This window comes from Endozoicomonas sp. PH6C (assembly GCF_059322965.1).
The window spans coordinates 5,499,362-5,512,055 of sequence record NZ_CP185342.1 but is presented as its reverse complement, the minus strand read 5'-3'; the positions used below and the strand labels follow the sequence as shown (position 1 = coordinate 5,512,055).

Below are 12,694 nucleotides of genomic sequence, written 5' to 3'. Positions count from 1 at the left end.
TACTTTTGCGCCAAACTACCTAACCTGTATGAAAATAGACCACGAATACGGTGTTTTTCAAGATAGTTGTCCCGAAAACTGAATTTTAGGCTGCTTGTTTCAAGCGCTCCTCCGACTCCGGAATTCTCTCCGGGTTCAATGCTACCGCTCCTACAGGTTGCCAGTTCCTGGTTTGCCCTGACCACCGTGAAGGATTCGCTTATTTCTTAAAGTCAGGGAGACTTTTGAATTTTTCATAGGGGGTCATCATGTTTTCATAGTGATACTTTTTCTTTTCTTTGCCCTTTACGTCCACTTCTGTTTCCGGGAAGAAGCATGGACGATGAAAGTTTAGGTAGTGCCTGTCCGAAAACCCTCAAGCACTTCAAAACATAGGCTTATAGCCCAATATGAGGAACGAAGATTTTCCACAACGAGCCGTTTCCACTTATGCGCCAAACCATCAACCCACAAATGCAGCTTGGCGAGGTTGACATCTCTGCCATCACATTCAACCTCAGGTCAAGGGACGATATTCCTCGATTGCTTCTGGCATTGCAGCATATCTGAACAAATATCGAGTTGAGAAACCAGGTTTTTCACGTGCTTGAGGATATGATAACTGCCGATCAAGGTAACGGGCGCCCTGGAATGGATCTCTGGAGGGTGTTGGTTTTTGGCACTTTGCGGCTGGTCATTAACTGCGACTACGACCGGCTTCTTGAGCTGGCCAACGAGCATGGAACTCTCCGAAAGATGCTGGGCCATGGGCCTTATTGTGAGCATCAGTACAAACTGCAAACTTTGCAAGACAATATCTCGCTGTTCACACCGGAAATCCTTGATCAAATCAATCAGGTCGTCGTCAATGCCGGTCACCAGCTGGTAAAAAAAAAGAAGAGCGGCTACGCGCCCGCGCTGACTCGTTCGTTGTAAAAACCAATGTTCACTTTCCGACGGATATCAACCTGCTCAGGGATGCCACGCGCAAGATGATAGAGTGGGCACCATCTGGTTATGGAAAAACAGACGGACGACCAAGTGACTGTACTTATTGCGGAAGGTGCCAAACAGCGATTTCCCCAGGTATCTCAAGTCAGTTATGACCGAGGTTTCTGGTCAAAGAAAACCTTGAAAAACTGAAAGAATTTCTCGACCGGGCCGTGTTGCCAAAAAAAGGCAGGTGGTCGAAACAGGATAGACTTCGTGAGCGACACCCGGAGTTTATCAGGGCAAAAAGGAAGCACTCCGCTGTAGAATCTGACATTAATGCCCTCGAACAGCATGGGCTGGACCGATGCCCGGATACTGGCATTGATGGCTTCCGTTGTTATGTGTCACTGGCAGTTCTGGGAACCAATCTGCATCGATTGGGTACCTTGTTGCAAAAGCAGGCAGCCCAGACAAGTAAAAAAGCCGCCTGAAAAGAGAAACGGGCTTGTTGGCAACCAGATTCACCTTGGGTGAGGGTGCCCTGTGCTCAAAAATCGGGAAGTTGTTCATAAAATGAACAGAAATTAACCAAAAAGTAGCACCCACAAATGAGTAGGCTAAATTTTAATCAAAAAATTTTGGCTGCTGCATCGGATTATTTGTGGGTTTTCGGGCAGGCACTAGGTAGGATAAAAAACCGGCGTGTCAAATTTGTACGGGTCAGTCTACCCGGACTTGACTGCTGTTGCTCGAAAGAAAAATAAAAAATATTTTACAGGGGAAATATCATGCGTTTTGTCGCTGCCCTCTTTATGCTGATCCTGCCAGCATTCTCTTTTGCACAGAACTACTCCATTGGTACCGGTGGTCAAAGTGGTATTTATTATCCGCTCGGTGGTGCACTGGCAAAAGTTTGGTCTGATAAGGTTCATGGGGTTAATGTAAAAGCAGAAGTTACTGCCGCTTCTGTTGAAAATACTATCAAGGTTGTTCGGGGCGATATGCTGGCTGGCATTGCCATGGGGAATGTTGTTCTCGATGCATACAGGGGTGAAGGCAAGTTTCCCGGTGAGATGCCGGTAAAAGTGTTGTTTGCCCTCTATCCAAATCTGGTTCATGCTTTGACCCTTCAAAGCTCGGACATCGCCAAACTGTCTGACCTCAAAGGCAAGCGGGTTTCCCTGGGTGCACCGGGTTCCGGGACCGCTGTTACCTCTGCTGCACTGTTGGAAAGTGTGGGTGTTGATCCCAAAAAAGATATCCGTGCTGTTTACCTGAATTATTCTGAAACCACCAATGCACTGGCTAATGGTCAGGTTGATGCGGGCTTTATTGTCGGTGGTCAGGGAGTAGGCGCTGTAACCCAGGTCGCTCTGACTCACCCGATTCGTGTCCTGCCAGTCTCTGAAAAAGAGCGTGAGAAATTCATTGCTGAAAACCCTGCTTACAGCAGTTATACCATTCCGGGTGATGTATACAACGGCGTTGAGTCGGTTGATACCCTGAGTATCTGGAATGTCCTCGTCGTGCGAGCTGATATGTCTGACGACATGGCTTTCAGCCTTACTAAAGCAGCTTTTGAAAACATGGATGATGTTCGCAAGGTGGTAAAAGTGGCCGAAGCCACTACCAAAGGCAATGCCACTCGCCTGTCCGGCGTGCCGTTGCATCCGGGTGCTGAAAAATACCTGAATTCCATTAATTGAGTTTTCGGGTGGCTGAATGAATAAAGTCGTGATCAAAACGCTGGGTTATCTGGTTCTTGTCTGTGCGGTTCTTTTGTCTGTGTTTCAGGTCTGGCAGGGGATTACCTCGACGATTTCTGCCACCTATTTCAGGCCAGTTCATCTGGCCTGGGTCATGGTGCTGATATTTCTTCATTATCCTTTGCTGAAAAACGAAGAGAGTCGTTTTTTTGTACCAGTCAGGCTGTTTGATTTGATTCTGGCCCTGGCTACTGTGGTGGCGGGCTTTCGAATCGTTAACTTTGACTACAACGATATTAACTATCTTCTGTACGGTCTTTCCGATTATGACCTTTATGCTGGTGTCGTCTATGTGGTGCTGATGATGGAGGCCTGTCGTCGGGCTGTAGGCTGTGTGATGGTGTTTATAGCATTGTTGTTTCTGGCTTATAGTGGTTTTGGCGATATGCTGCCAGGTGCTCTGGCAACCAAGAGTTACAGTGTTCAGGAATGGGTGCAGTTTCAGGTCTTTTCCAGTAATGGTGTGTTTGGTTCTGCGCTGGGTATTGCCGCCACCACTGTCTTTATCTTTGTTCTGTTTGGAGCTTTCCTCGAGGTAACGGGCGCAGGCAAGTTTTTTATTGATCTGGCTTTTGCTATTGCCGGTAAATACCGGGGAGGGCCTGCCAAGGCTGCCGTTATTGCTTCCGCTGGTCTGGGTTCTATTTCCGGATCTGCCATTGCCAATACGGTGACCACTGGTGCCATCACCATACCGATGATGAAAAAACTGGGTTACAAGCCAGAACAGGCTGCAGGTATTGAAGCCGCCGCATCAACCGGTGGGCAAGTAATGCCACCTATTATGGGGGCAGGTGCTTTTGTGATGGCGCAATTTACCGGTGTGCCCTATAGCGACATTATGATTGCCTCCATTGCGCCTGCACTGCTCTACTTCTTCTGTACACTGTTGTATGTCCATATTATGGCCTGCAAGCTGGAATTGCCAACAGTCAGTCGGACTGAAGCGGTATGGAGTGTCATGAAACAGGGGGCCCACTTCCTTCTTCCTCTGGCCCTGATTACTGCTCTACTGATGATCGGGTACTCGCCGCTCCTGGTTGGGGTGGCAGGTTGTGCGGCTATTCTGGTGGCAGCGTCACTGAGAAGTCATAGTCGTATAGGTGTCAGAAAGATCATTGAAGGGCTCAAGTCGGGTGCGCTGCTGGCCTTGCCTATCTCTGTTGCCTGTGCAGCGGCAGGAATTATTGTTGGTGTAGTAGGGCAGACCGGTATTGGGTTGCAGTTTACGCAGTTCGTTATGGCGCTTTCCGGCGGGTATATGTTTACTGCGCTGATTCTCATCAGTCTTGTTGCCCTGGTGCTTGGAATGGGATTGCCTGTCACTGCTGCCTATATAGTATTGGCGGTAATGGCTGTACCTTTGTTGGGTGATTTTGGATTGCCTCTGTTGACATCGCATCTGATGGTTTTCTGGTTGTCTCAGACTTCCAATGTAACGCCTCCTATCGCTCTGGCAGCGTTTGCGGGAGCGGGGGTTGCTAATGCCAGTCCAATTAAATCTTCCGTTGAGGCGTTCAAGTTGGCGGCGGGCTTATTTTTGATTCCGATTATGATGGCCTATACCGGTTTAATTAATACTGGAGAGGATTTTGCCGGATTGGTTATCGCGGTTGCCCGGACAATAGCCATCATTATTAGCATGGCTGTTGTTGTCGAAGGTTACCTGATTAGAAGATTAAGCCTGTTGGAAAGAGGTTTGGCCTTCAGCAGTTTACCAGTTCTACTGTTTAATCCTGCGGGTTTAGGCTTTTTGGGTATTTTTCTTGTAATGATGCTGTTGTTAATGCAGTGGCGAGCAATTGGGGCTGTGTTGCGTTCTCATTCGAGTTGAGTGATATGGGCCGGTCGCGCTCTCATTCATCAGCTAATGTGCAGTACTCTGATATAAAGTTAACGTTCTTGAAGGCTATTCATGCACTGGCCTTGAATGAGCAGGAGTGATTCTCTAAGTGCTTGACTGGTTATGAGTTTATTGATTTTTATCCGCTGTTGGAAAATTGCCAGTGAAAGGTGTCAGCACAGTTGTATAACAAAGGAACTTGGGTTAGTATGCCGACCTCGCGAATGTTGAGGTGAGCAGTATGCGCCAGCCACTGGTTGCCGGTAATTGGAAGATGAATGGATCTCTCGAAGAGAACCGTCAATTACTGGGTAAACTTGTTTCCGGTCTTGATACTAAAGCTGAAGTCCTGGTTTGTCCTCCTTCGATTTATGCTCAAGGCATTTGCGAAATATTGGCTGTTAGTGCTATAAAAGTTGGCTTGCAGAATGTCTCTGACAAGACATCTGGCGCTTATACTGGCGAGGTTTCGCCTCTGATGGTCAAAGATCTTGGTATTGAATACGTGATCATTGGTCATTCTGAGCGTCGCTCTCTGTTTGGAGAGGGTGATGAGGAAGTTGCTGCGAAATTCTGTGCTCTGGCTGATCAGGGTTTGGTGCCTATCCTTTGTGTGGGTGAAACTCTGCAAGAGCGAGAAGCTGGCAACACCATGAAGGTGGTGACAGCTCAGGTCGAAGCTGTGCTGCGGACTGCTGGTCCGGAGCGTTTGGCAAATTTTGTGATCGCTTATGAGCCCGTATGGGCTATTGGAACCGGGCTGACTGCAACACCGGAACAGGCGCAGGAAGTGCATGCTGTGATTCGCAGCTTGCTGGCAGAACATGATCAGGCTATGGCTGACAGAACTCGTATTCTGTACGGTGGTAGCATGAAAGCAGCTAATGCTGCAGACCTGATCGCTTTGCCGGATGTTGACGGTGGTCTTGTGGGGGGAGCCTCATTGGTTGCTGAAGAGTTCCAGGCGATCTGTCGCGCTGCAGGATAGTGATGGAAACCATAATTCTTATTGTTCATGTTCTTGCCTCTGCTGCCGTAGTCGGTCTGATTTTGTTGCAGCAGGGTAAGGGTGCGGAAGCCGGTGCCAGTTTTGGGTCCGGTGCGTCACAAACAGTGTTTGGTAGTCAGGGTACTGGCAACTTTATGAGTCGTGCTACGGCGATTCTGGCAACGGTGTTTTTTGTGACCAGTTTTGCTCTGGCTATGGTGGCCAGGCAAAAGGCAGACAGTATCGGTGATGCAGGTGTGCCAGCTGTAGTTGTTGAGGAGTCCGTTCCGGCCGGTGATGCACCGATCGCTCCGGAAGCCGCTTCAGAAACGAGCTCAGGTATAGGCTCAGAAAAGAGTGTCGAGAGCGATGCTCCTGTGATAGAATCACAACCCGTCGAAAGCGACGAGCAGAATAAAGAGCTGTCTCTGCCTCCAGTCCAGTAAGGACTAGCTTTAAGCAGGATGTAGTGGTGGTGTTTGCCCAGGTGGTGGAATTGGTAGACACGCCGTCTTGAGGGGGCGGTGGCCTAACGGTCGTGCGGGTTCAAGTCCCGCCCTGGGCACCAAATTGCCATTAACTTTTTCAGTAAATGGAAGAAAAGAATTTGGTTTAGTGTTGTAATGATTAAAATGCGTATCTACAGTTATGGCTTGTGAAGCAGGTTTTTAGCTGGCAGTATACTGGAGTAGGTTTGATGCGGGGTGGAGCAGCCTGGTAGCTCGTCGGGCTCATAACCCGAAGGTCGTCAGTTCGAATCTGGCCCCCGCTACCAAATAATTAAACCCCGTTATGGGGTTTTTTATTAGGTGCGTCAGAGTCTTTTGTTGGACTTGAGGTGTCGGTCTCGACAGGGCTCTGGGAGTCTATTGAATTCATGTCTGATGGCGTGACTTTGGTAGGCTAATTAGTTGCGTCCAGCTGGAAAACTGGGTGCATAGAAGAGACAGGGCTTTTAAGCCCTTTTTTTGTTTTTGCAGACAGGTGTTTCCAACGTGGCAGGCAAGCAGTCGCAGCTGGAAGCATTGATTGGACCCGTGGTTGAATCCCTTGGCTATCAGCTTTGGGGAGTTGAGTTCAAATCTCAGGGTAAGCAGTCAATGCTTCGCATTTATATTGATTCCCTTGATAAAGAAAAGGGAATTCAACTGGATGACTGTGAGGTCGTCAGTCGCCAGGTCAGTGGGGTTCTCGATGTGGAAGATCCCATTACGGAAGAATATACCCTCGAAGTCTCATCGCCCGGAGTGGACAGGCAGCTGTTTACTCTTGAGCACTTTGTAGCCTGGGCGGGGGCAGAAGTTAATGTGCGTTTGAGGGTGCCTTTTGAAGGGCGTCGCAAGTACAGGGGTATTGTAAGAGGGGTTGAAGATCAGGACGTGGTGTTAGTTGTCGACGATCACGAACTGCTTCTTCCCATTGAGAGCATAGACAAGGCTCAGGTGATACCGAGATTCGACTAACTTCAGACTCAAAACTGGTAATGACCAGATAAAAGATTGAGAACAAGGTTCAGGCCGGGTTGTTAGCCGTTGTCTGCAATAACAAAGTTGATTACAGGCAGGGGTCTTCCCGGTTAACGGCCAGGGAAGTGTTGGCAAAGGCATGGACTGGTTCAGCATAGGCGAGGCAGAGCATGAGTAAAGAAATTCTGTTGGTCGTTGAGTCCGTTTCCAACGAGAAGGGCGTTCCACCCGAAGTGATCTTCGAGGCTATGGAAATTGCTCTGGCGACCGCGACCAAAAAGCGTTACGAAACCGAAGTTGATATCCGGGTGGCGATTGACCGCAGCAGTGGTGAATACGATACCTTCCGTCGTTGGACTGTAGTTGCTGACGAAGATTTCGAGTTTCCTGGCATGCACTTTACCCTGGATGAGGGTAAGGAAAAGGATGAGTCACTGGAAATCGGTGGTGTCTGGGAAGAGCAGGTTGAGTCTGTAGCATTTGGACGGATAGCAGCCCAGACTGCCAAACAGGTTATTGTTCAGAAAGTGCGTGAAGCTGAACGTGCCCAAATGGTTGAGCAATATCGTGACAAGCTGGGCGATCTGATTAATGGAACCGTAAAGAAAACGACTCGTGACAGTATTATTGTTGACCTTGGCAACAATGCTGAAGCAGTCATGCGTAAGGATAGCGTCTTGCCACGTGAGAACTTCCGTATGGGAAGTCATGTAAGGGCACTGCTCAGTGAAATTTCCACGGAAGGTCGTGGACCGCAGCTGATGCTGTCCCGAACTGCGCCTGAAATGCTGATTGAATTGTTCCGCATTGAAGTGCCAGAAATTGCTGAAGAGGTTCTGGAGATCAGGGCGGCTGCCCGTGACCCGGGCTCAAGGGCAAAGATTGCCGTTAAAACCAATGACGGTCGCATTGATCCGGTAGGTGCTTGCGTAGGTATGCGCGGTGCTCGTGTACAGGCGGTATCCGGCGAGTTGGGTAATGAACGTATCGACATTGTTCTGTTCGACGAAAACCCTGTCCAGTATGTGATTAATGCCATGCAGCCTGCAGAGGTTGCCTCCATCATCGTTGACGAAGATTCCGGAACTATGGATATCGCAGTCAGTGAAGATAATCTGGCCCAGGCCATTGGTCGTAGTGGTCAGAATGTTCGACTGGCCAGTGAGCTGACTGGCTGGAAATTGAACGTTATGACAGAAGCTGAAGCCGCTGCCAAACAGGAAAAGGAAGCGGACAGGTTTAAACAGAGTTTTATTGATCTGCTCGACATTGATGAAGAACTGGCGCAGCTGCTGGTCGACGAAGGATTCACCACCGTTGAAGAAATTGCCTATGTCCCACTGGAAGAGATGGTGGCAATTGAAGGCATGGATGAAGACATCGTGGAAGAGCTTCGCACTCGTGCGAAAGACAAGCTGCTGACCCAGGCCATTGCTCGAGAAGAAAAGCTAGATGGCGCACAGCCAGCTGAAGACCTTCTGACTATGGACGGTATGGATGAGGAGCTGGCACTGGAGCTGGCCAGCCTGGGTGTCATTACTATGGAAGATCTGGCGGAGCAGTCCATTGACGACCTTCTCGAAATTGAAGGTATGGACGAGACGCGTGCGGGTGAATTGATTATGACGGCGCGTGCTCCCTGGTTCGAGGAAGCTGGTAACTGAGCGGGCCACTGAGAGGAGAAGTGTTAATGGCAGAAGTAACCGTAGAACAACTCGCGAAGGTGGTCGGCGCTCCGGTCGAAAGGTTGCTGCAGCAGATGCAGGATGCGGGCCTGAAGCAGACAAAGGCTTCGGAAGCCGTGTCGGATGCAGAAAAGAAGCAGTTGCTGGCTCACCTGAAAAGCATTCACGGTGATCATACAGGTACTGCTGAGCCAACCAAGATCACCCTCAAGCGCAAAACTGTCAGTCAGATGAAAGTATCTGGCGGTGGTGGCGCTGGTAAGAAAAAAGTTGTCAATGTAGAAGTTCGCAAGAAGCGTACCTACGTCAAGAACGAAAAAGCGGAAGAGCAGAAGCCGGAAGAAAAGCGGGCTCGTGGTGACTCACGCCGTGATGGTGACCGTCCTCAGCGTCGTGACGGCGATCGTCCTCAGCAGCGTCGTGACGGCGATCGCCCACCGCGTCGTGATGGTGATCGTCCTCAGCGTCGTGATGGTGATCGCCCACCACGTCGTGATGGTGATCGCCCACCACGTCGTGATGGCGACCGCCCACCGCGCCGTGACGGAGATCGTCCGGCTCGTCGTGATGGTCCTTCTGCACCTGGCTTTGATCCAGCAGCAGCGCCAATGCCGACTCCGGAAGGTGATAAGCGAGGTCGTAATCGTAAAGCCAAAGATCGCCGTGATGAGCCCCGTGAAGAGCGCGGTCGTCGTGGTGAGAAGCGTGGCGGACGTAGCGCCGGTCGTAAAGACGATCGTCGTGGCGGCCGTAAGGCAGCTCGAACTATCACGCCTGAATCCATGGCCGCTCACGGCTTCACCAAGCCAACCGCTCCGGTGATACGTGAAGTCTCAATTCCTGAGACCATCACTGTTGCTGAACTGGCGCAAAAAATGGCCGTGAAGGCCGCTGACGTCATCAAGGCAATGTTCAAGATGGGCTCCATGGTGACCATCAACCAGGTGATCGACCAGGATACAGCGTCCATCGTGGTTGAAGAGATGGGTCACACCTTCAAGTTGGCTAAGGCTGACAGCATTGAAGACTCCCTGACTGAAAATCAGGAAGGTAGCGTAACCGAGTTTGAAGAGAGGCCTCGTGCACCGGTTGTCACGGTAATGGGTCACGTTGACCACGGTAAGACCTCCCTGCTGGACTATATCCGCAAGAGTCGTGTGCAAGCTGGCGAGGCCGGTGGTATTACTCAACACATTGGTGCTTATCATGTAGATACGCCACGCGGTATGGTGTCCTTCCTGGATACTCCTGGACACGCGGCCTTTACCGCTATGCGTGCTCGTGGTGCCAAGGCAACGGATATCGTCATTCTGGTGGTTGCAGCTGACGATGGTGTTATGCCTCAGACCGAAGAAGCGGTTCAGCACGCCAAGGCTGCCGGTGTTCCTGTGGTTGTTGCTGTGAACAAGATCGATAAGGAAGCTGCAGATCCTGATCGTGTGAAGAATGAACTGGCTGCGAGGGAAGTCATTCCTGAAGAGTGGGGTGGTGACACCCAGTTTATTCATGTATCGGCTCTGACCGGTCAGGGTATTGACGAGCTGCTGGAAGCGGTGCTTCTTCAGGCTGAGGTTCTTGAGCTTTCTGCTGCTGACGAAGGTCCGGCTAAAGGCGTGGTGGTTGAATCCCGTCTGGATAAAGGTCGTGGCCCTGTCGCTACGGTTCTGGTTCAGTCCGGTAACCTGCAACAGGGTGACAACATTCTGGTAGGTCAGCAGTACGGTCGTGTTCGTGCGATGCTGGATGAAGACGGTAAGGCGATCAAGGATGCAGGTCCTTCCATCCCGGTTGAAATTCTGGGCTTGGACGGTACGCCTGATGCCGGTGATGAGCTGATTGTGGTTAAGGATGAGCGTAAGGCTCGTGAAATCGCACTGTTCCGTCAGGGTAAATACCGTGAAGTCAAACTGGCTCGTCAGCAGGCTTCCAAGCTGGAAAATATCTTCTCCAGCATGGGCTCTGAAGAGAAGAAAACTCTCAATATCGTTCTGAAAGCAGACGTACGAGGTTCTCTGGAAGCTCTGACGACTTCTCTGGAAGAGCAGGGTAACGATGAAGTACAGGTTAAGGTTATTTCTGGCGGCGTAGGTGGTATCACTGAAACCGACGCTAACCTCGCTCTGGCTTCCAACGCTGTTATTGTCGGCTTTAATGTTCGTGCTGATGCCTCTGCCCGCAGGGTGATTGAGGCAGAAGAACTGGATCTCCGCTACTACAGCGTCATCTACGACATCATCGAAGATGTTAAGAAGGCTCTGGGCGGTATGCTGGGCTCCGACACCCGTGAGCAGATTGTTGGTACCGCAGAAGTGCGTGACGTCTTCCGTTCTCCGAAGTTCGGTGCGGTGGCTGGCTGTATGGTTATTGAAGGTACTGTTTACCGCAACGACCGTATCCGTGTTCTGCGTGACAACGTGGTTATCTTTGAAGGCGAACTGGAATCCCTGCGTCGCTTCAAGGATGACGTGCAGGATGTGCGCGAAGGCATGGAGTGTGGTATCGCGGTTAAGTCCTACAACGACGTTAAGCCAGGCGATAAGATCGAAGTGTACAAGACTGTTGAGGTCAAGCGTACTCTTTAATCAGGCTCGACCGATCTCATTCGGCTGCCCGTCAAAGAAGCCCGCAGAAATGATTGCGGGCTTTCTCATATCAGCAGGATTGAATCCCCAATGGCTAAAGAATACAGTCGAACCCAGCGGGTGGCGGACCAGATTCAGAAAGAACTGGCACAGCTGATCCAGCTGGAGATGAAAGATCCCCGTCTGGGTATGGTCACTGTCAGTGCGGTAGAAGTTTCCCGCGACCTGGCCTTTGCCGATGTTTTTGTTTCTTTTCTGGGTGTAGACGACCAGAAAGGCGTCAGTAACCAGAAAAGCGCTGATGAGGACCTTGAGGTGCTGCAGAGTGCTGCCGGATTCCTGCGCAGCCAGCTGGCCCGTTCCATCAAGTTACGTAGCATTCCCCAGTTGCGTTTCCGCTATGACAATAGCCTGAGGCGTGGGGCGTATATGAGTGAGCTGATTGCAAAAGCTCGTTCTGGTGACAGTGATCATCAGGGTGAGTCTGAGGAATAATGGATGTCTAAACGCAGACGTAGCCGTGGCCGCAGGGTGGACGGTATTGTTGTTGTGAATAAGCCCAAAGGTGCCAGTTCCAATGACGTTCTGCAACGCGTCAAGCGGCTTTATGGTGCAGCCAAGGCCGGTCATACCGGCAGTCTTGACCCTCTGGCCACAGGCGTTTTGCCGATCTGTCTGGGTGAGGCGACCAAGTTTTCACAGTATCTGCTGGAGTCCGATAAGTCCTACAGGACGGAAGTAAAGCTGGGTATCCAGACGGAGACCGGTGACCGTGAAGGTGAGATTGTTGAGCAGCGTGCGGTGAATGTTACCCGCTCTGATATCGAGACTGTCCTTGATCGTTTCCGTGGTGAGGTTGATCAGGTTCCCAGTATGTATTCAGCGTTGAAGTACAATGGTGAGCCCCTTTATAAGCTGGCTCGTCAGGGGATTGTTGTTGAGCGTCCGTCTCGCCGAATCACTATCTATCGTCTTGAACTGCTGGATTTTGAAGGTGACAGGTTAATCCTTGAAGTGGACTGTTCCAAGGGCACCTATATCCGTACACTGGCTGAAGATGTTGGTGCGGCTCTTGGTTGTCTGGGGCATGTTGCCGAACTGCACAGAATTAAAGCCGGTCCATATACTGAACACCAGTCTCACACTTTGGAAGAGCTCGAAGACATTCGTGACGGCGGTGGTCACAGGGCTCTGGATGAGCTCTTATTACCGTTGGATACTTCCGTCAGTGACTGGCCTCAGATCCGTCTGGGGGCAACCAGCAGCTACTACATCAGTCAGGGGCAGCCTGTTCAGGTACCTCAGGCGCCAACCAAAGGGAATGTCCGTATTTATGGCCAGGAAGAGGTTGAAGGGCAGGAAGTCTTTCGATTCCTGGGGATTGGTGAGATTGATGAAGACGGTCGTGTCGCTCCCAGGCGGCTGATCAATTCTGGAAACTGAGGCAGATTT

Annotated in this window: 9 protein-coding genes, 2 tRNA genes and 1 pseudogene; all 12 read left to right on the top strand. The window is 50.6% G+C overall.

Translation table 11 applies throughout. From position 1 onward, the window contains the following. Positions 1 to 429: 429 nt before the first annotated feature. The 12 genes and pseudogenes from ACOMG9_RS20285 (at position 430) to truB (ending at position 12,685) form a co-directional block, all read left to right on the top strand. Positions 430 to 1,403 (top strand): annotated as a pseudogene (locus ACOMG9_RS20285) (hypothetical protein). A 297-nt stretch (positions 1,404 to 1,700) separates the two neighbouring features. Beyond that, positions 1,701 to 2,618 carry a TAXI family TRAP transporter solute-binding subunit gene (locus ACOMG9_RS20280; protein ID WP_494529298.1) on the top strand — a complete coding sequence of 306 codons (918 nt, stop codon included), beginning with the start codon at positions 1,701 to 1,703 and terminating at the stop codon, positions 2,616 to 2,618. A gap of 16 nt (positions 2,619 to 2,634) precedes the next feature. Next, positions 2,635 to 4,512, top strand: a complete 1,878-nt coding sequence (locus ACOMG9_RS20275) for a TRAP transporter permease (RefSeq protein WP_494529297.1) — start codon at positions 2,635 to 2,637, stop codon at positions 4,510 to 4,512. A 250-nt stretch (positions 4,513 to 4,762) separates the two neighbouring features. Continuing rightward, the gene (gene tpiA, locus ACOMG9_RS20270; RefSeq protein WP_494529296.1) at positions 4,763 to 5,509 is read left to right on the top strand and encodes a triose-phosphate isomerase; all 747 of its coding nucleotides are present in this window, start codon (positions 4,763 to 4,765) and stop codon (positions 5,507 to 5,509) included. Between the two features lie 2 nt (positions 5,510 to 5,511). Continuing rightward, complete coding sequence (secG, locus tag ACOMG9_RS20265; protein ID WP_494529295.1) at positions 5,512 to 5,955, top strand: preprotein translocase subunit SecG; 444 nt, start codon at positions 5,512 to 5,514, stop codon at positions 5,953 to 5,955. Positions 5,956 to 5,990: 35 nt separating this feature from the next. Further along, positions 5,991 to 6,077: transfer RNA gene (locus ACOMG9_RS20260), tRNA-Leu, on the top strand. Positions 6,078 to 6,207: 130 nt separating this feature from the next. Next, positions 6,208 to 6,284 (top strand) — tRNA-Met (locus ACOMG9_RS20255). A 220-nt stretch (positions 6,285 to 6,504) separates the two neighbouring features. Further along, a complete protein-coding gene (gene rimP / locus ACOMG9_RS20250) occupies positions 6,505 to 6,972 on the top strand; it encodes a ribosome maturation factor RimP (protein ID WP_422135248.1) in 468 nt (155 codons plus the stop codon). Positions 6,973 to 7,145: 173 nt separating this feature from the next. Beyond that, on the top strand, positions 7,146 to 8,639 hold the full coding sequence (gene nusA / locus ACOMG9_RS20245; RefSeq protein ID WP_422135247.1) for a transcription termination factor NusA: 1,494 nt from the start codon (positions 7,146 to 7,148) through the stop codon (positions 8,637 to 8,639). Positions 8,640 to 8,665: 26 nt separating this feature from the next. Then, positions 8,666 to 11,242 carry a translation initiation factor IF-2 gene (gene infB, locus ACOMG9_RS20240; RefSeq protein WP_448218214.1) on the top strand — a complete coding sequence of 859 codons (2,577 nt, stop codon included), beginning with the start codon at positions 8,666 to 8,668 and terminating at the stop codon, positions 11,240 to 11,242. 90 nt (positions 11,243 to 11,332) lie between these two features. Then, entirely contained in the window at positions 11,333 to 11,737 is a 405-nt protein-coding gene (gene rbfA, locus ACOMG9_RS20235; RefSeq protein WP_422135245.1) for a 30S ribosome-binding factor RbfA, read from the top strand. Positions 11,738 to 11,740: 3 nt separating this feature from the next. Then, complete coding sequence (gene truB / locus ACOMG9_RS20230) at positions 11,741 to 12,685, top strand: tRNA pseudouridine(55) synthase TruB (RefSeq protein WP_448218212.1); 945 nt, start codon at positions 11,741 to 11,743, stop codon at positions 12,683 to 12,685. The last annotated feature ends 9 nt before the right edge of the window (positions 12,686 to 12,694 follow it).